General features: G+C 68.2%; 23 protein-coding genes. 18 read left to right on the forward strand and 5 right to left on the reverse strand.

Annotation, left to right across the window (positions count from 1 at the left end):
* Positions 1-49 precede the first annotated feature (49 nt).
* Genes ABD768_RS10315 through ABD768_RS10325 form a run of 3 tightly spaced genes read left to right on the forward strand, consistent with a single transcriptional unit; the run spans position 50 to position 2,342 of the window.
* Positions 50-445: a hypothetical protein gene (locus tag ABD768_RS10315; RefSeq protein WP_344839751.1), complete on the forward strand. Its 396-nt coding sequence runs from the start codon at positions 50-52 to the stop codon at positions 443-445.
* Entirely contained in the window at positions 442-816 is a 375-nt protein-coding gene (locus ABD768_RS10320; RefSeq protein ID WP_344839754.1) for a hypothetical protein, read from the forward strand. The genes ABD768_RS10315 and ABD768_RS10320 overlap by 4 nt, the downstream gene beginning before the upstream one ends.
* Positions 813-2,342: a multicopper oxidase family protein gene (locus tag ABD768_RS10325; protein WP_344839757.1), complete on the forward strand. Its 1,530-nt coding sequence runs from the start codon at positions 813-815 to the stop codon at positions 2,340-2,342. The genes ABD768_RS10320 and ABD768_RS10325 overlap by 4 nt, the downstream gene beginning before the upstream one ends.
* Here ABD768_RS10325 and ABD768_RS10330 read toward each other — a convergent pair.
* Genes ABD768_RS10330 through ABD768_RS10340 form a run of 3 tightly spaced genes read right to left on the reverse strand, consistent with a single transcriptional unit; the run spans position 2,339 to position 3,689 of the window.
* Positions 2,339-2,974 carry a DUF998 domain-containing protein gene (locus ABD768_RS10330; protein ID WP_344839759.1) on the reverse strand — a complete coding sequence of 212 codons (636 nt, stop codon included), beginning with the start codon at positions 2,972-2,974 and terminating at the stop codon, positions 2,339-2,341. The genes ABD768_RS10325 and ABD768_RS10330 overlap by 4 nt on opposite strands.
* Positions 2,974-3,465: a Clp protease N-terminal domain-containing protein gene (locus ABD768_RS10335; protein ID WP_344839762.1), complete on the reverse strand. Its 492-nt coding sequence runs from the start codon at positions 3,463-3,465 to the stop codon at positions 2,974-2,976. Before ABD768_RS10335 ends, ABD768_RS10330 begins: the two co-directional genes overlap by 1 nt.
* Positions 3,465-3,689, reverse strand: a complete 225-nt coding sequence (locus ABD768_RS10340) for a hypothetical protein (RefSeq protein ID WP_343979904.1) — start codon at positions 3,687-3,689, stop codon at positions 3,465-3,467. Before ABD768_RS10340 ends, ABD768_RS10335 begins: the two co-directional genes overlap by 1 nt.
* Before the next feature lie 125 nt (positions 3,690-3,814).
* Here ABD768_RS10340 and ABD768_RS10345 point away from each other — a divergent pair, with 125 nt between their 5' ends.
* Genes ABD768_RS10345 through ABD768_RS10355 form a run of 3 tightly spaced genes read left to right on the forward strand, consistent with a single transcriptional unit; the run spans position 3,815 to position 5,213 of the window.
* A complete protein-coding gene (locus ABD768_RS10345; RefSeq protein ID WP_344839764.1) occupies positions 3,815-4,153 on the forward strand; it encodes an ArsR/SmtB family transcription factor in 339 nt (112 codons plus the stop codon).
* Entirely contained in the window at positions 4,150-4,632 is a 483-nt protein-coding gene (locus ABD768_RS10350) for an SRPBCC family protein (protein WP_344839766.1), read from the forward strand. The genes ABD768_RS10345 and ABD768_RS10350 overlap by 4 nt, the downstream gene beginning before the upstream one ends.
* A complete protein-coding gene (locus ABD768_RS10355) occupies positions 4,629-5,213 on the forward strand; it encodes a dihydrofolate reductase family protein (RefSeq protein WP_344839769.1) in 585 nt (194 codons plus the stop codon). The genes ABD768_RS10350 and ABD768_RS10355 overlap by 4 nt, the downstream gene beginning before the upstream one ends.
* Before the next feature lie 134 nt (positions 5,214-5,347).
* On the opposite strand, the gene ABD768_RS10360 is transcribed toward ABD768_RS10355, so the two are convergent.
* Positions 5,348-6,022 (reverse strand): peptidyl-tRNA hydrolase, encoded by a 675-nt coding sequence (locus ABD768_RS10360; RefSeq protein ID WP_344839772.1) that lies wholly within the window; start codon positions 6,020-6,022, stop codon positions 5,348-5,350.
* Between the two features lie 49 nt (positions 6,023-6,071).
* Here ABD768_RS10360 and ABD768_RS10365 point away from each other — a divergent pair, with 49 nt between their 5' ends.
* Both ABD768_RS10365 and ABD768_RS10370 read left to right on the forward strand, forming a co-directional pair.
* Positions 6,072-6,863, forward strand: a complete 792-nt coding sequence (locus tag ABD768_RS10365) for a thymidylate synthase (RefSeq protein WP_344839775.1) — start codon at positions 6,072-6,074, stop codon at positions 6,861-6,863.
* Complete coding sequence (locus ABD768_RS10370; protein WP_344839777.1) at positions 6,860-7,273, forward strand: dihydrofolate reductase; 414 nt, start codon at positions 6,860-6,862, stop codon at positions 7,271-7,273. Before ABD768_RS10365 ends, ABD768_RS10370 begins: the two co-directional genes overlap by 4 nt.
* Here ABD768_RS10370 and ABD768_RS10375 read toward each other — a convergent pair.
* Positions 7,270-9,051 carry a hypothetical protein gene (locus tag ABD768_RS10375; protein WP_344839778.1) on the reverse strand — a complete coding sequence of 594 codons (1,782 nt, stop codon included), beginning with the start codon at positions 9,049-9,051 and terminating at the stop codon, positions 7,270-7,272. The genes ABD768_RS10370 and ABD768_RS10375 overlap by 4 nt on opposite strands.
* A gap of 253 nt (positions 9,052-9,304) precedes the next feature.
* On the opposite strand from ABD768_RS10375, the gene ABD768_RS10380 reads away from it, so the two are divergent.
* The 10 genes from ABD768_RS10380 to ABD768_RS10425 all read left to right on the forward strand — a co-directional run bounded on the left by ABD768_RS10380 (position 9,305) and on the right by ABD768_RS10425 (position 21,673).
* Positions 9,305-10,585 carry a toxic anion resistance protein gene (locus tag ABD768_RS10380; RefSeq protein WP_343979932.1) on the forward strand — a complete coding sequence of 427 codons (1,281 nt, stop codon included), beginning with the start codon at positions 9,305-9,307 and terminating at the stop codon, positions 10,583-10,585.
* 94 nt (positions 10,586-10,679) lie between these two features.
* Entirely contained in the window at positions 10,680-11,258 is a 579-nt protein-coding gene (locus tag ABD768_RS10385; RefSeq protein WP_343979934.1) for a hypothetical protein, read from the forward strand.
* Positions 11,255-12,778, forward strand: coding sequence for an AAA family ATPase (locus ABD768_RS10390; protein WP_344839781.1), 1,524 nt, complete (start codon positions 11,255-11,257; stop codon positions 12,776-12,778). The genes ABD768_RS10385 and ABD768_RS10390 overlap by 4 nt, the downstream gene beginning before the upstream one ends.
* Positions 12,775-14,103, forward strand: coding sequence for a hypothetical protein (locus tag ABD768_RS10395; RefSeq protein WP_343979940.1), 1,329 nt, complete (start codon positions 12,775-12,777; stop codon positions 14,101-14,103). Before ABD768_RS10390 ends, ABD768_RS10395 begins: the two co-directional genes overlap by 4 nt.
* Positions 14,100-15,083, forward strand: coding sequence for a glutamate ABC transporter substrate-binding protein (locus tag ABD768_RS10400; RefSeq protein WP_344839785.1), 984 nt, complete (start codon positions 14,100-14,102; stop codon positions 15,081-15,083). The genes ABD768_RS10395 and ABD768_RS10400 overlap by 4 nt, the downstream gene beginning before the upstream one ends.
* Positions 15,083-16,207: a hypothetical protein gene (locus ABD768_RS10405; RefSeq protein ID WP_344839787.1), complete on the forward strand. Its 1,125-nt coding sequence runs from the start codon at positions 15,083-15,085 to the stop codon at positions 16,205-16,207. The genes ABD768_RS10400 and ABD768_RS10405 overlap by 1 nt, the downstream gene beginning before the upstream one ends.
* Positions 16,204-18,585 (forward strand): serine/threonine-protein kinase, encoded by a 2,382-nt coding sequence (locus tag ABD768_RS10410; RefSeq protein WP_344839789.1) that lies wholly within the window; start codon positions 16,204-16,206, stop codon positions 18,583-18,585. The genes ABD768_RS10405 and ABD768_RS10410 overlap by 4 nt, the downstream gene beginning before the upstream one ends.
* Complete coding sequence (locus ABD768_RS10415) at positions 18,582-19,649, forward strand: protein phosphatase 2C domain-containing protein (RefSeq protein ID WP_344839791.1); 1,068 nt, start codon at positions 18,582-18,584, stop codon at positions 19,647-19,649. The genes ABD768_RS10410 and ABD768_RS10415 overlap by 4 nt, the downstream gene beginning before the upstream one ends.
* Positions 19,650-19,688: 39 nt before the next feature.
* Positions 19,689-20,966, forward strand: a complete 1,278-nt coding sequence (locus ABD768_RS10420) for a vWA domain-containing protein (protein ID WP_344839794.1) — start codon at positions 19,689-19,691, stop codon at positions 20,964-20,966.
* A complete protein-coding gene (locus ABD768_RS10425) occupies positions 20,963-21,673 on the forward strand; it encodes an FHA domain-containing protein (RefSeq protein WP_344839796.1) in 711 nt (236 codons plus the stop codon). Before ABD768_RS10420 ends, ABD768_RS10425 begins: the two co-directional genes overlap by 4 nt.
* The last annotated feature ends 55 nt before the right edge of the window (positions 21,674-21,728 follow it).

The raw sequence follows: 21,728 nt of genomic DNA on the forward strand, positions 1-21,728 counted from the left end.
GGACTTAACTGGTCGCGCTACATGTAGACAGGCTACTACTCTCACCACCATGAAGTCTTTGGTGGTCCTTCGGGTTGTCGCGGTGACGCATGCCGTCGCGGTCTGCCTGCAACCAGTGCTCGCGGGCGTCTACCTGAACGGCTCGGGCACCGCGCTGCGCCTGCACGAGCCGATCGGGCTCGGCCTCGCCTTCGCCTCGCTCGGCCAACTGGTGATCGCGACGATCTACTGGCGCTCCGGCGGCCGCGCCGCGGCCGTACTGGTGACGCTGCTGGTCCTCGCCGCGGAGAGTTTCCAGATCGCGATGGGCTACAACCGCCAACTCGCGCTGCACATCCCGCTCGGCATCGCGATCGTGGCGGCGGTCTGCGCCTTCGCCGTCTGGACCTTCCGCCCGGCAGCGGCAGTACGGCGTCCGCGATCCTCGTCGGAGGTGCCGGCATGACGCTGTGGATGTTGCGCTTGACGCTGCTCCTGCATGCCGTCTTCGTCGCAGCGCAGCCGATCCTCGCCGGGTACTTCCTGTCCGGCGAGGTCGACGCGATGGAGTTGCACGGGCCGATCGGGTCGTCGCTGTTCCTGATCGCGTTCATCCAGCTCATCGCCGCGATCCTGTACTGGCGCCCGGGCCGTGGCCGCCTCTGGCCGGCTCTCGTCACCGTCGGCCTGATCGTCGCCGAGCTCACCCAGGTCGTCTTCGGCTACCAGCAGAACTTCGCCGTCCACGTGCCACTCGGCACCGCCATCGTGATCGCCGTGCTCTGGATGACGGTCTGGTCATTCCGCTCCGGAGCACGCCGAAAGGTCAACAAATGAAGCTGTCCCGCCGTGGATTCCTCGGAGCAGCCGGTGGTACCGGCCTCGCCCTGACACTGGCCAACTGCGGCCTCGAGACCTCCCCCGCCCAGAGCGCCGAACTCCTCAAGAGCGAAGCGCCACTGCCCGAAGCGTTCAAGGTGCCGCTGCCGATCCCGCCCGTGAAGAAGCCTCTGCGCACGCAAGCGGGGATCGACTACTACCGCGTCGTCCAGCAGAAGGCGTCGCTGGAGATCCTGCCCGGCCTGAAGACCGAGATCCTCGGGTACGACGGGTTGCTACCGGGCCCGACCTTCGACGTACGCAGCGGCCGGACGACGGTCGTCGAGCAGGTCAACCACCTCGACGTACCGACGGCTGTGCATCTCCATGGCGGGCACACGCCGGCTGCGAGCGACGGCTGGCCACTGGATCTGCTGATGCCCAACGGCGAGCACCATGAGCACGCCGGGCACGGCGGCATGGGTGGCGGCGACGTGGCGACGGGCAGTCGGAAGTACACGTATCCGAACACGCAACGCGCCGCGACGCTTTGGTATCACGATCACCGGATGGACTACACGGCTCCGCAGGTCTATCGCGGGCTGTTCGGGTTGCACCTGATTCGCGATGCCGAGGAGGACGCGCTTCCGTTGCCTGGCGGCGATCGGGAGATCCCACTCGTGCTGGCGGATCGGGCCTTCGCGGCCGATGGGTCGTTCCTCTACCCGGCCGCGACGGACGGGCCGGGGGTCGAGGCGAAGTACATGGAGGGTGTGATCGGCGACGTCATGCTGGTCAACGGCGCTCCCTGGCCGGTGCTCGAGGTGGACGCGGCGCGCTATCGGTTCCGCATCCTCAACGCGTCGAACGCTCGGCGGTTCGAGTTGGCGCTGGACAGCGGGCCGGCTCGATTCGTGCAGATCGGAAGCGATGGCGGGCTGCTCGGCGCGCCGGTCGAACACAAGACGCTGGTGGTCGCGCCGGCTGAGCGATTCGACGTGGTAGTGGACTTTTCGGCGTACCAGCCCGGCACGGAAGTCACTCTCCTCAACAAGCTGGACAGTGGCCGGGCCGGCCAGGTCATGCGCTTCAAGGTCATGCGGAGGGCCGGCGACGACAGCAATGTCCCGGCGAAGCTTTCGTCGTACGCCGCTGTCCCCGAACCGTCCGGCCTGATCCACCGCGAGTGGCGCTTCCGCCGGGGCTCAGCCAATGGTCACCAGGGCTGGACGATCAACGGCAAGGCCTTCGATCCCCAGAAGATGCAGGCTTCGGTCAAGCTCGACCAGTACGAGGTCTGGTCCTTCGTCACCGACGTCCACCATCCTGTCCACGTCCATCTCGCCCCCTTCCAGGTACTCCGCCGAGGCGGCGGCAAACCCGGTCCGTACGACGCCGGCTGGAAGGACACCGTCGACATCCGCCCCGCCGAGGTCGTCGACGTCCTGGTCAGATTCACCGCCCACAAGGGCAAATACCTGATCCACTGCCACAACCTCGAACACGAGGACATGGCGATGATGGCCGCCTTCGAAACGGTCTAGCGCCTCCGCCAGGCGAGGGCGGCCAGCCAGGTCCAGCCGATGATCACGGCGAGCCGCTGGAAGAACCCGCCCACGTCGACCAGTGATCCGGTCTGCGAGAAGCCTGCGCTGGCCAGCATGAAAGTGATGGCGAAGGCAGCAGCACTCAGCAGCGAGTAGAGCCGCCAACCGCGGGCCAGAACGACCATCGCCACCGCCAAGGCCAGGAAGGCCGGAAGGGAGAAGGCGTCATGCAAGGCACCCGAGGTTGTGTACTCGACCGTGGCGGGTGTTCCGAGCGGAAATCCGCTGACCGGGTCGGTGGTGAAGACTCCCGCACCGAGCAACCCGACTCCCCAGATACCCACCAGCACTGCACCCAGGTGGGCCCGGGGTGCCGGTGCCACACGCGCCTGGCGCCACAGGCCGATGGCGAACAGGACCGTCAGCACGCCTGCCACCAGGAAGTTGGCGGTTTGGATCCAGCCATTGTTGCCGAGGGCAAGCGAGCTGACGGGGTGGCGGAGTTGACTGTAGCCGTCGCCTTTGAAGAATCCTTCGAGCAGGAAGGTGAGGACGAACAGCGGCCCTGCGAGCAATCCGCAGTCCAGCAAGCGGTTCCGCACCAACGGCAGCCGGGCCGTGGTGGTCATCAGTGCTCGCTGCGGATCGCTGCTTGGTAGGCCTGGTCGCGGAGGCCTTGGCGGTCGATGCCGGCCAGCTCCAGGGCGCGCGGGATGCGGCCGAGGGTGGTGTCGAGCGCGCCGATCAGTAGGTGGGCGGCGCCGATGCGGCCGCCGCCGGTTGTGGAGGCGGTGGCCATCGCGCGCTTGAGCAGGAGCTTCGCGGTTTCACCGATCTGGGGGTTCCGGCTGCGATCTGGTGTCGCCTTGGGCAACTCGGCGATCGATACGGCGACGCCTGCTGTTGCGAGGCTTTGTTCCCATTCGCGGTCGAGCGCCGCCCGCGTGGCGTCATGGGTCAGGCCGGCGTCGGCGAGGAGGCGGGCGATCGTAGTACCGGATAGTTCGGTCAGGGCGAGCAGTACATGCTCGGCCTCGATCATGGGTGAGCCGTCCTCGAGAGCTTCGGCTCGGGCGCCGTGGACCACCACCGCGCGGACATCGTTCACCTTCGTCGTCATCAACGCCTCCTCAGGGCGACGCCCGCGGCGATCAGCCGCTTGGCGTGTTTCTTGTGTACGGCCTGCCGGGTCACGCCCAGCACCTCGGCGACGTCGGACCAGCTCCAGCCCGCTCGCATCGCCTGCTCCACCTGGCTGTCCTCGATCCGGTCGGCCAGCCGTCGCAACGCGACCACCGACGCCAGGCCGGCGCCGGGATCGTCCTCCTCCACCAACTTCTCCATGCTTAGCAACTTAGGTTGACAAGCCTCAACTGTCAACCCAGGTTGCTAAAAGCGCACCCTTGACCTTGCGTGGACGCGATGCCTATATTCAACACATCAGTTGATCAACGGAATGGTTGATAAAGATGCCGGTTGATGAAGAAGCACTCGATCGGGCGTTCACCGCACTCGGTGATCCGGTCCGCCGGGCGCTGATCGCGCGGTTGTCGCGCGGTGAGGCGACGGTCAACGAGCTCGCGGAGCCGTTCGAGATCACCAAGCAGGCGATCTCGCGGCACCTGCAGGTGCTCGAGGCCGCCGGTCTGATCACCCGCAGCCGGGACGGCCAGCGCCGTCCGTGTCGTCTCAACCCGGCCGTTCTGGAGAGCCTGACGAGCTGGATCGACGGGTACCGGCTGGCCGCCGAGGCCAGGTTCCGCCGGATCGACGCCGTCCTCGAAACCGTGAAGGAGCAGGAGAAATGAGCACCAACCCGACCACCATCGAAGCACCCGCGGGGACGCCGTTCCTCGAGACGACGCGTGAGTTCGACGCGACGCCGGCCCAGCTGTTCCGGGTCCAGACCGACCCCGAGCTCGTCGTCCAGTGGCTCGGCCCGCGCGACCTGGAGATGACGATCGAGCAGTACGACGTCCGCCCGGGCGGCAGCTACCGGTACCTCCACCGGCGCGGCGACGAGGAGTACGCGTTCCGCGGCGTCTTCCACACCGTCGAGCCGGAGACGCTGGTGATCCAGACCTTCGAGTGGGAAGGGGCACCCGGTGAGGTCTGCCTGGAGCGGGCGACCTACGAGAAGACCGACACCGGCGTACGGCTGCACACCCAGTCCATCTTCCCGTCGATCGCGTCGCGCGACGCGGCGGTCGAGAGCGGGATGGTCCACGGCATCAACGAGTCGATGGACCGCCTCGCCGAACTCCTCGCCCGCGGGGAGGGCAGATGAGCCGGGTGATCGCGACCGCCGCTGTCTCGCTGGACGGCTTCGTCGCTGATACGTCGGACGCCGTCGGTCCACTGTTCGACTGGTACAACAACGGGCCGGTGGAGTTCTACGGCGCCGACCCCGGCCGCCCGTTCCACCTCAGCCAGGCGAGCGCCGACTACCTGGGATCCGTCTGGCCGGGCATCGGCGTGACGATGATCGGCCGCCGCCTCTTCGACCTGACCAACGGCTGGAACGGCGTACCGTCGGTGGGTGACCACGTCGTCGTGGTCACTCACGAACCCCCGACCGACTGGCCGTTCCCCGACGCCCCGTTCACCTTCGTCAACGGCATCGAGGCAGCAGTCGCCCAGGCCAAGTCCCTCGCCGGCGACCGCGACATCGCCGTCGCCGCCGGCAACCTCACCGGCCAACTCCTCGAAGCCGGCCTCCTGGACGACCTGGTCCTCAACCTGGTCCCCGTCGTTTTCGGCACCGGCCGCCCCTTCTTCGGCAACTACACCGGCCATCAACAACTCTTCGACAACCCCAAAGTCGTCGAAGGCGACCGGGTCACCCACTTGCACTACAAGATCAGTTAGAACCCGCCAACACTCCAGAAAAGGTTGACGCTGCCCTGGCCACCGGAGCGGATCAGGGTGTTACGACCGCTGCAGTTCGTACCGGCCCAGATCCGCTGGTCCAGGTGCGACTCGTTTGCTCATGCGGAGGACCGCTACCGAAGCGCGGGATGGTCTGCGATGACCGTGTAGCTGCCCGGGTCGATCTCGGTGAAACCAGCGTCCTGTACTACGGGAAGGCCGCTGCCCATCAACTCTTTCCACAGGGCCGGGGTGGCGGTGCGGACGGCGAGGTGGAAGTCGTCCTCCTGCCAGGCTTTCCGGTCAGCGTCCGACAGCTCGAACCAGGCGAGGTGTGCGCCGTGGCCTACCTGGGCCATCGTCTTGCCGGTGGACATCTCGAGTCCTGGATTCACCCAGAGCACCGGCTCGCCGTCAGCTGTGGCGGGCAACTCGTCCGGATCCTCCAGATCGGTGCCGGTGACTTGGAGTTTGGCCAGGTCTTTGGGGACGTCGTCGAGTGGTACCGGTGGAAATACCCGTACTACGGCCGTCCCGCCCGTCACCGTGATCCCCGGCAGCGCCTCCGCCCGGCGCCACTCGGCACCGCGGGCCCGGCGGACCACCTTCCGGATCCGCGCGTCCTGCCAGCCGCGCATCGCCTCGGCCCACTCCCCCTCACCGACCGACCGCTCATCCGCCAGAATCGCCAGCACCGCCCGCGCCGCCGTCTCCAGCGCATCCGTCTGCCCAGGCCGCTCCGCCTTCTCCACCTGCAGCACCAGCGTCAGCACATACTCAGGCGAAGCCACGTACTCATCAGAACTCACCCGCCGAGTCTGTCAGGTCACCGACTTCCGGGCCTGTTAGTTTGGCGGCATGCGGCAGTATCTGGAGCTTCTCGACCACGTCCTCACCACCGGCATCGAGAAGGGCGACCGCACCGGCACCGGCACGCTGAGCGTCTTCGGCTACCAGTCGCGCTACGACCTCACCGAGGGCTTCCCCGCGGTGACGACGAAGAAGCTGCACCTGCGGTCGGTGATCGGCGAGCTGATCTGGTTCCTCAGCGGCTCGACCAACATCAAGTGGCTGCACGAGAACAACATCAAGATCTGGGACGAGTGGGCCGACGCCGACGGCGAGCTGGGCCCGGTCTACGGCTACCAGTGGCGCTCCTGGCCGACCCCGGACGGCCGGCACATCGACCAGATCGCCGCGCTGATCGAGTCGATCAGGACCAACCCGAACTCCCGCCGGCACATCGTCAACGCCTGGAACGTCGCCGACGTCGACGGGATGGCACTGCCACCGTGCCACACGATGTTCCAGTTCTACGTCGCCGACGGCAAGCTGTCCTGCCAGCTGTACCAGCGCTCGGCCGACATCTTCCTCGGCGTCCCGTTCAACATCGCGTCGTACGCCTTGCTGACCCACATGGTCGCCCAGCAGACCGGTCTCGAGGTCGGCGACTTCGTCCACACACTCGGCGACGCGCACCTGTACCTGAACCACCTCGACCAGGCCAAGCTCCAGCTCACCCGCGAGCCCCGGCCGCTGCCGACGCTGCAGCTGGCCAAGCGCGACTCGATCGACTCGTACGAGATCGCGGACGTCGTGCTGGACGGTTACGACCCGCACCCCGTAATCAAGGCGCCGATCGCCGTATGACCGTCATCCTGATCGCCGCGGTCGGCGCCAACGGCGTGATCGGGCGGGACAACGACCTGCCCTGGCGGATTCGTGAGGACCTGCAGCACTTCAAGGCGCTCACCCTCGGCCACACGCTGGTGATGGGCCGGAAGACCTACGACTCCATCGGCCGGCCGCTGCCCGGCCGGCGTACCGTCGTCGTCACCCGGCAGCCCGACTGGTCTGTCGACGGCGTCGAGGTCGCGCACGTGGCCGGCGGCGGCGAGATCTACCGCCAGGCCCTCCCGTACGCCGACCGCCTGGAACTGACCGAGGTCGACCAGTCCCCCGACGGCGACGTCACCTTCCCTGCCTTCGACCGCACCGACTGGCGCGAAACCGCCCGCACCCAGCACGACGGCTTCGCGTTCGTCACCTACGTTCGCTAGTTGTTGCGCGGGTCCGACGTACTTGCCGTGCGGTAGGACTCGTAGAGGAGCTTGGCGTTGCCGTCCGGCAGGAGCAGGTCGAAGGAGCCGCCGTTGTGGGAGGCGATGGTGGACTGGTTGGACAGCCAGACGCCGTGGCCGCGGAGCATGGTGAACATCGCGTTGATGTAGAAGTCGGTCCAGGCGCCGTCCTCGTTGCCCTGCCAGTCGATGTCGATCGTGTCGTTCCACTCGGTGTCCGCGAGCTTCACCTGGTCGGCGATCGGGAAGCCCTCGTCGGTCAGGCCGGCGAAGGTGGTGGCGATGAACGCCCCCAGCTGGTCGTAGAAGGCTCCCCACGCGTCGATCCGGGCCTGGGCATGAGCCTGGGTGTCGTTCTCGGCCGAGGTCAGATAGGTATGGGTCGAGACGAAGTCCGGGATCCAGTCACGGTTCTGGCCGTTCGCCAGGTAGTCGGCCTTCGTCGCGGCCAGCCACGTCTCGACGTTGGCCAGGGTGCTCGCATCGGTGTTGGCCACGCCGGGCCCACCGATGAAGATCTGGTGGCCGAGCGTACGGGCGTAGGCCTTCAGCACTGGTGCGTTCACCCAGAGCTCGTCGTGGTACCGCTGCCCGGTCATGTTGCAGTAGTGGTCCGGCTCGTTGCCCAGCTCGTAGAGCCGCACCCGGCTACCTGCGGTCCGGATGATCCACTGCTGCCAGGCAAGCGACCAGGCGTCGGGTGCTGTCGCGCACTGCTGGTCCCAGATCGGTGGCAGGCCAATCAAAGGCTCCGCGCCGAGCCGGCGGATCCCGTCGATGGCTGTGTTGAACTGCGCCTCCGTCTGGCAGTCGGTCGGGCGCAACTCACACGGTGGCTTCCACATCTGCCACTTGATGACCCGGATCTTGGCGGCCATGACGTTGGCACCTGCGGTGGCGTTGCTGATCGCAGTACCGCCGTCCATGTCCCAGGCGCCGATGTGCGAGCCGTAGATGAGGTTCTGCGCCTCGAAGAGCGCGCCGCGCGGGTCCGTCGCCTTGGTGGCCGTCGTGAAGGTCGCGTCGGCGCCAGTGAGACGCCCGCCGGAGTTCTGGCAGTTCAGGCGGTAGTGGTACGTCGTACCAGCCTTGAGGCCGGTCAACTTGGCCGACACGTCCGCTGTGGCTGCAGCGTCCGGCGTAGCCGCGGAGTACCGCCTGGAGGTGCCGTAGTCGAAGTGGCAAGTAGTAGCCAGGCCGCGCGGATCCACCGTCCCGGTGACCACAGCCGTCGTACTGCGAACCTCCCGGGCCGGCCCCGTCGTCACCACGGGCGGCAACTCGGTCGGTGCCGTCCACTGCACGTCGTCGAGGTACACGCGCCCGCTCCACGAAGCGCTGTCGACCTCTATGCCCAGGTGGTGGACGTTCGGCACCGATGGCACCGTAAAGGTGACAGTGGTCCACTCACCCGGCCTGAGGTCCACCTTGTCGCCGAAGTGCTCCAGGAACGCGTCGTCGGTCACGTAAGGCTTGACCTCGAGCGTCCTGGCGTTCCTGGGCGCATAGACGTAGTACGTCACCACGGACCCGACACCGAGTCCGGCAGGCTTGGCGGGCGACTGGAAGCCGGGGTACTCGTCCCCTTCCACCGGCAGCGCCAGCGATCGGTCGCCGCTGCGGGCGGCCGTCGTGGAGTTCACCGGAGCCGCGTCGCCCCAGTCCAGGCTCCACCCCTGGAGAGTTCCGTCGTCCCAGTCATAGCCGGGGTCGGTGGCGGCTTGTACCGCGCGGCCCCCGGTTGCGGTCAGCAGCACCGCGATCAATGTTCCTATGAAGACGAGTGTGAACAAACGGATGTTCACTCCACGCTGTAACCGTTTCATCGAGGCCCCCCTCGGTCAGTCACCGATTCTGGATCCGTGATCGCTGTCTGGCAAGGAGCTGGTCACGGATCGGGGAAGGTTCCCCGCAGATGACCGGGAACCGCGTAGATTGTGTGCGCGTCACGGAGTGTGTGACAGGGGACGCGGGCCCGAGGCTCGCGGTAGGCCACCGAGGGGAACGACGATGACCGAAGCTGACAACACACCAGGCGCCGCAGCAGCACCGGCGGCGGCACAGCAAGCTGCCGCTGCACCGGCTATGTCGCCACTGCAGCCGCCCACCGCGACCGCGCCTGGCCTGATACTAACCGCGCCGGCACCGACACAGCCAGTAGCTGCCACCGCAGCGCCCAGCCTGGCCCCGGCGGTCGACCCCGCCGCGCTGCCCGGCCTGGACTCGAAGGTCGACTCGTTCCTGACCTCGCTGATGACGGCCGCGCCGCGCTCGCCGGAGTTCGCCCAGAAGGCCGGCGACGTCCGCAGCATGGGAGACGTCGACATCCGGCACGCCGCGGAGAGCTCGAACCGGCTCCTGCAGTCGCCGGTCAAGGCGCTGACCAGTGGCGGCCTGTCCGAGGGCTCGACGGTCGGCAAGACGCTGCTGGAGCTTCGGCGTACGGTCGAGAACCTGGACCCGAAGGAAGCCACCGGCCCGAAGAAGCTGCTCGGGATGATCCCGTTCGGGGACAAGATCGAGGACTACTTCCGCAAGTACCAGAGCGCCCAGAGCCACCTCGAGGGCATCCTGCACTCGCTGCGCAACGGCCAGGACGAGCTCGGCAAGGACAACGCGGCGCTGAACCTGGAGAAGCAGCAGCTCTGGGACGCGATGGGCCGGCTGAACCAGTACGTGTACGTCGCCGAGCGGCTCGACGCGCGACTGTCGGCGACCATCGCCGAGCTGGAGGCGACCGACCCGGACAAGGCCAAGGCGCTGCGCGAGGACGTCTTGTTCTACGTCCGTCAGAAGCACCAGGACCTGCTCGTCCAGCTGGCCGTGTCGATCCAGAACTACCTGGCCATCGACATCGTGATCAAGAACAACATCGAGCTGATCAAGGGTGTCGACCGGGCGTCCACGACGACCGTCTCGGCGCTGCGGACCGCGGTCATCGTGGCGCAGGCACTGGGCAACCAGAAGCTGGTGCTGGACCAGATCACCGCGCTGAACACAACCACCAGCGGCATGATCGAGCGCACCTCGCAGATGCTGCGGGACAACTCGGTCGCGATCCAGCAGCAGGCGGCGTCGGCGACCATCGGACTGCCGCAGCTGCAGGCGGCGTTCGCGAACATCTACGCCACGATGGACGCGATCGACACCTTCAAGTCGGAGGCACTGGACAACATGGCGGCGACCATCGGCACCCTGGAGAACGAGGTGACCAAGTCCCGCAGCTACCTGGACCGGGTCGCCAAGCAGGACCAGCGGGTCGTCTCGGGCACGCTCGACCTCGGCCGCTGAGCACAAGTACACAGCAGGTACGCCGGAAGCAGCCGGCCGGGCGCAGGTGAGGCCCGGTCCGGCTCTGTTGACCACAGAAGCGGGGACTGACTGCATGGCGCTGGGTGACTTCTTTGCGCGGCTGACCGGCCGCAAGGCGGAGCCCGAGCCTGCCCCGATCCCCCGCGCGCCGACCAACGACGACCTGTTGCAGTCGCTCGTCAGGGTCGAGCAGCTGGTCGCGGATGGCGCGGTACCGGCCGTGGTGGCGTCTCGGGTGAACCGGGTGGTCCGCATCGTGCGGGAGACCATCCCGCGACTGGGCAACCTCGGCGGCAGTGCGCAGGCGTACTCCGTGATGGCGACCGCGACGGACTACCTGCCGGAGGCCATCGGGGGCTACCTGCGGCTGCCACGCCAGTGGGCGGACAGCCGGCCGGTGGATCGCGGCAAGACGTCCCTGATGATCCTGATCGACCAGCTGGACCTGTTGGGGTCGACGATGGACAAGGTCTTCGACGCGGTGAACCGGGCGGACGCGGCGGCGCTGATCGCCCATGGCCGGTTCCTGCAGGAGAAGTTCGGTACCGGGTCGACGGGTGGCAGTCTCGCCCTCGGCCCGACGGAGTCGACACCACCACCGGACACCGGGTCCGGCCCACTGCAACCACCACCTGGACGAGGAGGCGCATGAGCGGCGCGGGGGGTACTTCGCTGCAGGACGCACTAGCCGGCCTGCTTGCTGTCGCTGTGCGCGCAGGGGTTGACGAGTCGGTCGCCCGTGCCGAGGCCCTCTCCCTGGCCGCTGCCCTGGCCGAGTCAGCCCCAGGCGCTCCCGCCGACTGGGCCGCTGTAACCCCGGGCTTCGGCACCCAGGACTTCTTCGACGCAGCAGTCCGCGGCCGCCGCTGGCGCGGCGCACCCACCGCGGTGCTGACCGACCTCGTTGCCCAGGGCTCCGCCGAGAAGGTCCCCTACGCAGTAGCCCTGGCCGAGATTGCCTCAGCAGCCTGCTCGCTAGGCGAACCGACCATGCGAGTCATCGGCAACGCCTCGGTAGCAGCTGCTGCGCAGCTACAAGCAGCGGGCGCAAGGCGCCTGGAAGTAGGCGGAGTTCCCGGGCTGCTGGGTGGAACGCCAGGACTGCTCGGCGCGAATGCACCCGGGAGCGACAGCGCTGAAGGCGCTGGAAGCGGGCGTGGCCCCGCGGGGCCGGGCGCGGGGACAGGCATCGGCGCCGTGGCCAGCGCGACGCAGCCCGCCGTGGAGGCGGAGCCGGCTGTGCCGGAGCGGTCGGTTGAGGAGTTGCTGGCTGAGCTGGATGAGCTGACTGGGTTGGCGAAGGTCAAGCGGGAAGTGCATCGGCAGGTTGCTGTGCTCCGGGTGGAGAAGTTGCGGGTCGAGGCAGGGCTCAAGAGTCCGACGATCACCCGGCACCTGGTCTTCACGGGTAATCCGGGCACGGGTAAGACGACAGTGGCCCGACTCGTGAGCGGGATCTACAAAGCGCTGGGGCTGCTCTCGAAGGGGCAGTTGGTCGAGGTGGACCGGTCCGAGTTGGTGGCTGGGTATTTGGGGCAGACGGCTACCAAGACCGCCGAGGTGGTTGCGTCGGCGGCGGGTGGGGTCTTGTTCATCGACGAGGCTTACAGCTTGACGGCGGGTGAGTTGGGGGCTGACCAGTACGGGCGTGAGGCTGTGGACACGCTGGTCAAGGAGATGGAGGACCGGCGGGACGACCTGGTCGTCATCGTCGCCGGCTATCCCGAGCCGATGGAGGACTTCATCGCGGCGAACCCAGGGCTGGCCAGCCGGTTCCGGACCACGATCGCGTTCGAGGACTACACCGACGACGAGCTGACCGACATCCTCACCGGCCTGGCCGAGGGCGCCGACTACGAGCTGACGCCGAACGCGCTGGACGAGTTCAAGGTCATCCTCGCGTCGACCCGGCGGGACCGCTCGTTCGGCAACGGCCGGTTCGCGCGCAACATGCTGGAGGCCGCGATCGGCCGGCACGCCTGGCGGCTGCGCGACGTGACGGCACCGACCACCGAGCAATTGCGTCAGATCCTCGCCGAAGACCTGACCGACGAAGAGCCAGAGACCGCAGTACCGGACAAGCCGGCCGTCGCGGCAGAGCTGGACGATGCAGTACCGGAGCAGCCCGTAGTACCGGATGAGCCTGAGGACGAGCAAGGAGAGACGGCGTGACACAGACAGCCAGTGCGCCACCCGCGACCAGGTCGCCGGTGGTCCCGCAGGCCGCGACGCCGGGCCTGCCGACGCCGCCGCCGGCCCAGCAGCGTCAGAGCGGCCGGGTCGCCCAGCTCTTCGAGGGCACGCCCGGACGGATGCGCGCGATGCTCATCGTCGCCGCGGTGTTCAGCGTCGTCTTCGGCTTGACCGCGGCACAGGGCTTCAACCAGTCCGACGGAGCGCTCAGCCGGGCAGAGGCGAACACTGCCCAGCTGGTCCGGATCCAGGCGATCCACACCAACCTGGTCAGCGCCAACGCGGACGCCACCAACTCCTTCCTGGTCGGCGGCCTCGAGCCGCCCGCCCAGCGCCAGCACTTCACCGACGCGATGACAACCGCCGCCAAGCTGATCTCCGAGGCCGCTACCGCGCAGCCCGCCGACCAGAAGGCACTGGGCGAGCTCAACGTCACGCTGCTCACGTACCAAGGCCTGATCGAGCAGGCGCGAGCCAACAACCGCCAGGGCCTGCCCCTGGGTTCCCAGTACCTGAAGGACGCCAGCGCAACCCTGCAGGACGACTCCCTGCCGCTGCTGAACGCGCTGGTCGACGCCAACCAGGCCCGGGTGGACACCGAGTTCGACGGCGTCAGCAAGGGCAACATCTGGTTGATTCTCGGCGGCCTGGTCGCCTTGGCCGTACTGGGCTTCGCCCTGTGGTGGCTGGCCAAGCGCACCCACCGCTACCTGAACCTGCCGGTCGCAGCAGCCGCCGCGCTGGTCCTGCTCACCATGGTCGTCGGCGGCGCCTCACTTGCCGGCGCATCCAGCTCGGCCAAGGACACCAGGAAGAACGCGTACGCCGACACGCTCGCCCTCTCCCAGGCCCGGATCTCGGCGTACGACGCGAAGTCGAACGAGAGCCTGACCCTGATCGCGCGTGGTTCGGGTGGCACGTTCGAAGAAGGCTGGAAGGCGTCGGCGAACAACACCAGCGACCGGCTCAGGGACGTCAGCAACGTCGCGCCCGGCCTTGGCTCGGCCTGGGACAACTACCGCGAGGTGCACGTCGAGATCCGCGGGTTCGACGACCGCGGCGACTGGGACAAGGCGGTCGACCGGGCGATCGGGTCCGCCAACGGGACGTCCAACGCGACGTTCAAGACCTTCGACGACCAGTCGGCCGGCAAGCTGGCCGACTTCAGCGACCAGACCCGCGCCGAGCTGACCGACGCCCGCGACGGGCTGCCGCCGATCGGCTGGCTGGGCCTGCCGATCGGCATCGCCGCCGCCCTGCTCGCCGCCTGGGGATTCTCCCAGCGACTGGAGGAGTACCGATGAACAAGACCCGTCTGATCGCCGGCACCATCGCCCTCCTCTTCGCCGCCACCGCCTGTGGCTCCAGCTCCTACGACGCAACCCCGGTCCCGACCAAACCGGCACCGACCCCGGCCAAGCCGGCCACTCCCGCTGCCCAGGACTGCACCAACGCACTGCAGTCCTACGCGCCGGTCGAACCGCTGCCGGCCCCTGGTGGGGAGATGCCGGCCGGCTCGACGATGGCCAAGATCAAGGAGCGTAACCGGCTGATCGCCGGAGTCTCGGCCGACAGTCTCAACCTGGGGTCGCGCAACCCGATCACCGGCGTGATCGAGGGCTTCGACATCGACATGATCAACGCCGTCGCGGCCGCGATCTTCGGCGAGGCCAAGGGACACGTCGAGTACCGGGTGATCTCCAGCCCGCAACGGATCCCGTCACTGAAGAACAAGACGGTCGACATCGTGGCGCGCAACATGACCATCAACTGCGCCCGCTGGAAGGAGATCGCCTTCTCCGCCGAGTACTACCACTCGGGCCAGAAGTTGCTCGTCCAGCGCGATCTGAAGGTCGAGAACCTGTCGCAACTGAGCGGCCAGAAGATCTGCACACCGGCCGGTTCGACCAGCTTCGACAACATGGTGAAGGCGAATCCCAAGATCATCCCGGTCACCGCGGACACCGACACGGGCTGCCTGGCGCTCTTCCAGCAGGGCAAGGTCGTCGGCATCTCCGGTGACGACACCGTGCTGGCCGGCGACGCCGCTCAGGATCCGTACGCCCGGGTGACCACCGCCGCCAAGATCAGCGACGAGCCGTACGGCCTCGGGATCAACAAGGACCAGGTCGACTTCGTCAGGTTCGTCAACGGCGTACTGGAAAAGATGAAGACGGAGCCGGCCGGTAACACGGCGTGGCAGGTGTCGTACAAGCGGTGGCTTGAGCCTGCGCTTGGTAAGGCGACGCCGCCGGTGGCTGTCTACGGGAGAGTCGCGCCGTAATGACAGTTGGTACGCCGACGGCGACGGCGCCGTCTCCTCCGGGGCGGATCGGCAGCAGCATTCCTGCCAAGGAGCTGCTGGCGTTTCTGGACGCCTTGGGTAGTTGGCGGGATCGGCGGCGGGCGGAGCTGGACGAGCTCGACCAGGCGGCGCTGAACTCGGCTGACGCCGACGCGTTGAGTGGCGACATCGTGTTGTCGATGGCGGTCTGGAAGGCGGTCTCGGACCGGTACGAGCTGATCCTGGTCACCTGGGACTCCGGCCGGGTCGGGACCACCGAGACCGAACGGATCTCGACCCTGATCTGGGGCGGCCTGGACACCGGCGGCGCGGCCGGCTCGCTCGCGGTTTCGTTGCCTGAGGCATGCACTTTGTCGGACGCGCTGGCGTCGACGCTGCGGGCCAAGCTCGCGCTCGAACCCGGCGACGCCGACCTGGCCGCACGCCTGCGCCAGCTGCGCGCGGGAGTCGAGCGGATCAACGACCTGGTCGCGATCGAGCCCGCAGCGACCCGCAACGCGGCGATCGCGACGCACCACGATCTCGACCGGCGTACCACCGATCTGACCGAGCGGGCCAAGCGTGGCGCGGACATCGGCGGGCTGATCGGCCCGCTGGAGATCGACGCCGCGCATGCCGAGCGGGACCTCATCGTCGGGGCTGCGACCCGGCGCGAGCGCGCGGCCGACGTGGCCCGGGCTCGCGCGGTACGGACCGAGCTCGAAGCGCAGGGGCAGGCTGTACGGACGCTGGCCGATCGCTGCGTCGCCGCGGTCACACCAGCGCCACGGCTCGCAGTACCCGATGTCACCGCGTTGGGGCCGGTGCCGAACACACCGGCCGAGTTGGAGAAGTACCTGACCCGGCTGGACGCAGTACGGCGTGCACTGGGGCAGGCGCAGACGGCGTACGGCTCCGCACTGGAGCGCAAGGATGAGTTGGCCGGGCGGCTGGACGCGTATCAGGTGAAGGCCGGCAGCGTCCCCCGGAGCAGTGGAACGACCGAAGACCTGGCAGAGCTCTACCGACGCGGCCGTGAGGTGCTCGACGCGGAACCAGTTGACCTGGTTCGGCTCGGCGCGCTCGTTGCGGCGTACCAGACGTATCTGGGAGTGACGACATGACGACCAACGCCTGCAAAGAGCCGGGCTGCACCGGCACGATCGTGGACGGCTACTGCGATGTCTGCGGTACCCCTGGAGGTACCTCCTCCTCGGGTCTACCGCCGGTATCGGCTGTCACCGGACGGCCGGGCATCTCCGGAGCACCCACGGCTACTGGCGCCTGCCAGCAACCTGGTTGCTCCGGGACGGTAGTGGACGGGTACTGCGACGTCTGCGGCACACCTGCCGCTGGATCCAGCTCAGCGGCGCTGGACCCGATCAGTACCGCCTCGACGGTCTCCCGTGCGTCCAACCGCCTGGCCTCGACCCCACTGGGCTCGGCCCGGGCGACAGCGGCCGGCTCCAAGCTCACCCGCAAGCTCGGTACGTCGTCCACGCGACTGCGCGGAGCGCGACTGGGCGCCGGCCTGACCCAGGTACCGCCGATCCCCGCGATCGACGCCAGCAAGGCGATCCTCAAGAACCCGATGGTCCCCGAGGAGCGCCGCAACTGCCCCAACTGCGGCAACCCGGTCGGCCGCTCGCGGGGCGACCAGCCCGGCCGTACCGACGGCTTCTGCCCGAAGTGCCGCAGCCCGTTCTCGTTCTCGCCCAAGCTGAAGGACGGCGACCTGGTCGGCGGCCAGTACCTGGTTCGCGGCTGCCTGGCGCATGGTGGCTTCGGCTGGATCTACATGGCCCAGGACCAGAACGTGTCCAACCGCTGGGTGGTGCTGAAGGGCCTGCTGAACTCGGAGGACCCGGACGCCGTCGCGGCCGCGATCGCCGAGCAGCAGTTCCTGGCCCGGGTCGAGCACCCGCTGATCGTCGAGATCTACAACTTCGTCACCCACGACGGCGCCGGCTACATCGTGATGGAGTACGTCGGCGGCACCTCGCTGAAGACCCTGCTCAAGCAGCGGATGGAGGCCAACCGCGGCCAGTACGACGCGCTGCCGATCGACCAGGCGATCGCCTACATGCTGGAGATCATGCCGGCCTTCTCCTACCTGCACGACCTCGAGCTGGTCTACTGCGACTTCAAGCCGGACAACATCATCCAGGTCGGCGACGCGGTCAAGCTGATCGACCTGGGCGGCGTGCGGCGGATCGACGACATGGACTCGGCCATCTACGGCACGGTCGGCTTCCAGGCCCCTGAGGTGGCTGAGGTCGGCCCGTCGGTGGCGTCGGACATCTACACGCTCGGCCGGACGCTGTGCGTGCTCGCCTTCGAGTTCCGCGGCTACCAGTCGAAGTACGTCGCCACGCTGCCCCCGGTGGCGGAGGTGCCGCTGTTCCAGAAGTACGACTCGGTCTACCGGCTGCTGGTGAAGGCGTGCGCGCCCGACCCGGCCGACCGCTTCGTGTCGGCTGACGAGTTCCGGGTGCAGCTGCTCGGCGTACTGCGGGAGGTGGTGGCCGACAAGCAGGGTGTGAAGGCTGCGCAGCACTCCACCTCGTCACTGCTCTTCGGCAGCCCGGGCGACCTCGCTGCCGGTCTGGGAGACCAGGCGGAGCTGTGGCGGCGGTTGCCGTCGCTGGTACGGGACGAGAGCGACAAGATGGCAGGCTGGCTGAAGACCGTGAGCGTGCCCGACCCGGAGCAGCGGCTCAATCTGCTGGTCGATGCACCCGAGTCCTCTGCCCAGATCCTGCTGGAGATCGCGCAGACCTCGCTGGAGATCGGCCCGTCGCGGTACGACATGGTCGACACCGCGGTCTCCGACCTCCTCGCGGATGACCCGTGGGAGTGGCGTGCGGTCTGGATGTCCGGACTCGTCGCGCTGGCTCGCAACGACGCCGCTACGGCCCAGTCGGCGTTCAACGCGGTCTACGGCCAGGTACCGGGTGAGTTGGCGCCGAAGCTCGCACTGGCTGTCTCCTGTGAGGCCAGCGGCGAGTACGACGTGGCCGAGGGCCTGTACCTCACCTGTGCCCGTACCGACGCCAACTACATCGCCCCCTCGGCCTTCGGGCTGTCAGCGATCCGATCGACTCGGGGTGACCTCGACGGCGCGGTCGCTGCGCTCGACCTGGTACCGCCGACCAGCGGGTCGTATGTGCGGGCTCGCCGGGCGCGAGCCGGTCTCCTGGCAGGATCGGGGCGTGGACTGTCTGCGCTGGCCGAGGCCATGAGCAACATCGAGAGCGTCACGATCGACCCGGTCGACCGGGCGAACCTGACCGCGAGCATCTTCCGGACCGCGCTGGCGGAGGTCCTCGGCAGCGGCCCACAGCCGGGGCTGAAGATCGCCGGCCGGGAGGCGGTCGAGCCGGACCTGCGGGACGGGCTCGAGGCGGCCTACCGTGAACTCGCCGGCCACGCGCACAGCCGGCAGGAACGTGTCGCCCTGGTCGACCTGGCCAACGATGTTCGAGGATGGACGCTGCGATGACGAGTACGACCCAGACGGTCTGCCCCAGCTGTGGTGGACCGATCTCCGACGCCGACCGCTTCTGCGAGGCGTGTGGGGCCGAGCTCACTCCGGCCGTCCCGGCTGCGGCCACACCGGCTATCGACACTGACACTGAGCCGACGGTCGAGCTCAACCCGGGTGCTGCGCGCGGTGCGGAAGCGCTGCCCGGCCCTTGCCGCTCCTGCGGCGGCACGATCGGCGCCGACGGGTACTGCGAGACCTGCGGTACCAAGGCGACCAAGGCGCGCGACCACTTCAGCGAGCAGCCCGCTCCCTGGGTGGCCGCCGTCTGCGACCGCGGGATCCGGCACAGCCGCAATGAGGACGCAGCGGCGATCGCTGCCGACCCAGAGCCGGGTAGCCGCGCCATGCTCGTGGTCTGCGACGGGGTGAGCTCCTCGCTCGACTCCGACGTGGCCAGCCTGGCCGCTGCCCGCGCAGCGCGTGACGTACTGGCTGCTGGTCATGCGCAGGGGATGGGAACTGAGTCCTCCCGGAACAGTGCGGTCATCGCGCGGCTCAAGGCTGCAGCGGATGCCGCTAGCGACGCAGTACTGGCGAACACCTCGCCGGACAGTCCTAACCCGGCTTCCTGCACGTTCGTGGCCACTGTGCTCGAGGGCGACCTGCTGGTGGCCGGGGTGGTGGGTGACAGCCGGGCGTACTGGTTCCCGGACAACGCTGAGGCTGTTGCGTTGACTGTGGACGACTCCTGGGCTGCTGAGTTGATCGCTACCGGCGTACCGCGGCATGAGGCCGAGACGGGTCCGCAGGCGCACGCGATCACCCGCTGGCTCGGCAAGGACGCTCCGGACCACACACCTCGTACTACGTCGCTGAAGGTGGCCGGGCCGGGCTGGCTGGTCGTCTGCTCGGACGGGCTCTGGAACTACTGCTCCGAGGCGGCACCGCTCGCCGACCTGGTACGTCAGACCGCTGCAGCCAATGCGAACGAGCCATTGGCCACGGCGTCCGCACTGGTCGACTGGGCCAACGCCCAGGGCGGCCAGGACAACATCACCGTCGCACTCGCTCGTATTTGATCTTGCTCCGCTAGTCGCCGTATTGAAAGGACGCCTGAGATGGCCGAGTTCTCCGCCACCGTGTACCAGAACGAGTTCCTGCCCGACGGCGGCACCGATGTGCACGCGATCGTCACGGTGTCCTGCAGCGGCGCGGGCTCGGCCGGCCAGAGCGGCAGCGGCGACGCAGGCGAGATCATCATCGTCGACACCTCCGGCTCGATGGGCGCCGAGGGCGTCCGGGCCGCCGCCTTCGCCGCGCAGACCGCGCTCGACCAGATCCTCGACGGGGTCTGGTTCGCGGTCATCTCCGGCAACGACCGGGCCCAGCTCGCCTTCCCGCCGTCGCCCGAGCCGGTGATGGTGAAGATGGACCAGTTCACCCGGCAGGCCGCCAAGGACGCGGTGGCCCGCTTCTACGCCGACGGCGGCACCGCGATGGGCACCTGGCTGCGGCTGGCCTCGCGGGTCTTCGCGACCGTGCCGTCGCTGACCCAGAAGCACGCGCTGCTGCTCACCGACGGCGAGAACCAGCACGAGACGCCCGAGGCGCTGACCCAGGCGATCCAGTCCGTCACCGGCCAGTTCCAGTGCGACTGCCGCGGTGTCGGCGTCGCCTGGCAGGTCGACGAGGTACGCCGGATCGCGACCGCCCTGCTCGGCACGGTCGACATCATCCCGGCGCAGGACCAGCTCGCCGCCGAGTTCGCCAAGATCATCCAGAACGCGATGAGCAAGGGTGTCGCGCAGGCCGACATGCGGGTCTGGGCTCCACAGGGCGCGCAGGTGCTGTTCGTACGGCAGGTTGCCCCGACAGTGGATGACCTGACGTCCCGGCGTACCGAGGTGAACGCGCTGACCGGGTCCTACCCGACCGGCTCGTGGGGCGATGAGTCCCGCGACTACCACGTGGCCATCCGGCTCGCTGCCAAGGGCATCGGCCAGGAGCAGCTCGCTGCTCGGGTGCAGCTGGCACTGGGCGACCAGGTGGTGGCACAGGGGCTCGTACGGGCGCTGTGGTCCGAGGACGAGGCTCTGACCACCCGGATCAGCCCAGAGGTCGCCCACTACACCGGGCAGACCGAGCTGGCCGATGCGATCCAGGAAGGCCTTGCAGCGAAGGCCGCCGGCGACACGGCGACGGCTACTACCAAGCTGGGCCGGGCAGTGCAGCTCGCCGCGCAGACCGGCAACGAGGAAGCGACCACGCGGCTGCGCAAGGTGGTCGACATCGACGACCAGGACAACGGCACCGTACGGCTCAAGCGGACCGTCGAGAAGGCTGACGAGATGGCACTCGACACCGCCTCCACCAAGACCACCCGGGTGAAGAAATGACCTCAGCGACGTGTCCGAGCGGGCACCCGTCCGTCTCCACCGACTACTGCGACGTCTGCGGCCTGCCGATCGGGGCAGCCGCTACACCGTCGGCTGCGTCGGTGCCGGCGCCCGCCGTGGCGGCTCCTGGGCCCACCACGCAGGCCTGCCCGAACTGCTCGGAGCCGGCCGCCCCGGACGCGCTGTTCTGCGAGAACTGCGGCTACGACTTCACCACGGGCACCATGCCCCGGCCGGCGTCCGCACTGGACCTCGGTACGCCGCCCCCGGTACCTCCTGCGCCGCAGGAGGTCGCCGACTGGGTGGTGGAGCGCTGGGTCGACCCGGACTGGTACGAGGTCCAGCAGAGTGACGACCCGTGCCCGTCCCCTGGTCTGCCCGTGGTCATCCCGGTCACCGCGAAGAGCGTCCTCGTCGGTCGCCCCTCCAAAAGTCGCGGCATCACTCCGGAGATCGACTGTGGCGAGGACACCGGGGTCAGCCGGCGCCAGGCGCAGCTCACCACGGACGGGCAACGCTGGTGGGTTGAGGATCTGCAGTCCTCCAACGGCACCTTCGTCGGGCCGTCGTCCGGGCCGCTGCCCGAGGACCCGATCAGTCCTGGCCAACGGCGGGAGCTGAACGCCGACGATCGTGTCTACGTGGGTGCTTGGACGCGTCTCGTAGTACGGAAGTCGACCCCGGAGGAGCAGGCCGGCCAGGCCTGAAAGACGATCGCAGTAGCGGCCAGAAGCTGGCCGCTACTGTTCATACCGTTGTCTC

Source organism: Kribbella ginsengisoli (assembly GCF_039537185.1).
Lineage (GTDB): Bacteria > Actinomycetota > Actinomycetes > Propionibacteriales > Kribbellaceae > Kribbella > Kribbella koreensis.

Bases quoted from the DNA above. Each gene is read 5' to 3' on its own strand.
- ABD768_RS10345 (WP_344839764.1), top strand. From the start codon at position 3,815: ATGCCGGTTGATGAAGAAGCACTCGATCGGGCGTTCACCGCACTCGGT.
- ABD768_RS10355 (WP_344839769.1), top strand. From the start codon at position 4,629: ATGAGCCGGGTGATCGCGACCGCCGCTGTCTCGCTGGACGGCTTCGTC.
- ABD768_RS10325 (WP_344839757.1), top strand. From the start codon at position 813: ATGAAGCTGTCCCGCCGTGGATTCCTCGGAGCAGCCGGTGGTACCGGC.
- ABD768_RS10420 (WP_344839794.1), top strand. From the start codon at position 19,689: ATGGCCGAGTTCTCCGCCACCGTGTACCAGAACGAGTTCCTGCCCGAC.
- ABD768_RS10315 (WP_344839751.1), top strand. From the start codon at position 50: ATGAAGTCTTTGGTGGTCCTTCGGGTTGTCGCGGTGACGCATGCCGTC.
- ABD768_RS10385 (WP_343979934.1), top strand. From the start codon at position 10,680: ATGGCGCTGGGTGACTTCTTTGCGCGGCTGACCGGCCGCAAGGCGGAG.
- ABD768_RS10365 (WP_344839775.1), top strand. From the start codon at position 6,072: ATGCGGCAGTATCTGGAGCTTCTCGACCACGTCCTCACCACCGGCATC.
- ABD768_RS10350 (WP_344839766.1), top strand. From the start codon at position 4,150: ATGAGCACCAACCCGACCACCATCGAAGCACCCGCGGGGACGCCGTTC.
- ABD768_RS10330 (WP_344839759.1), bottom strand. From the start codon at position 2,974: ATGACCACCACGGCCCGGCTGCCGTTGGTGCGGAACCGCTTGCTGGAC.
- ABD768_RS10415 (WP_344839791.1), top strand. From the start codon at position 18,582: ATGACGAGTACGACCCAGACGGTCTGCCCCAGCTGTGGTGGACCGATC.
- ABD768_RS10390 (WP_344839781.1), top strand. From the start codon at position 11,255: ATGAGCGGCGCGGGGGGTACTTCGCTGCAGGACGCACTAGCCGGCCTG.
- ABD768_RS10370 (WP_344839777.1), top strand. From the start codon at position 6,860: ATGACCGTCATCCTGATCGCCGCGGTCGGCGCCAACGGCGTGATCGGG.
- ABD768_RS10400 (WP_344839785.1), top strand. From the start codon at position 14,100: ATGAACAAGACCCGTCTGATCGCCGGCACCATCGCCCTCCTCTTCGCC.
- ABD768_RS10410 (WP_344839789.1), top strand. From the start codon at position 16,204: ATGACGACCAACGCCTGCAAAGAGCCGGGCTGCACCGGCACGATCGTG.
- ABD768_RS10335 (WP_344839762.1), bottom strand. From the start codon at position 3,465: ATGACGACGAAGGTGAACGATGTCCGCGCGGTGGTGGTCCACGGCGCC.
- ABD768_RS10340 (WP_343979904.1), bottom strand. From the start codon at position 3,689: ATGGAGAAGTTGGTGGAGGAGGACGATCCCGGCGCCGGCCTGGCGTCG.
- ABD768_RS10380 (WP_343979932.1), top strand. From the start codon at position 9,305: ATGACCGAAGCTGACAACACACCAGGCGCCGCAGCAGCACCGGCGGCG.
- ABD768_RS10405 (WP_344839787.1), top strand. From the start codon at position 15,083: ATGACAGTTGGTACGCCGACGGCGACGGCGCCGTCTCCTCCGGGGCGG.
- ABD768_RS10425 (WP_344839796.1), top strand. From the start codon at position 20,963: ATGACCTCAGCGACGTGTCCGAGCGGGCACCCGTCCGTCTCCACCGAC.
- ABD768_RS10320 (WP_344839754.1), top strand. From the start codon at position 442: ATGACGCTGTGGATGTTGCGCTTGACGCTGCTCCTGCATGCCGTCTTC.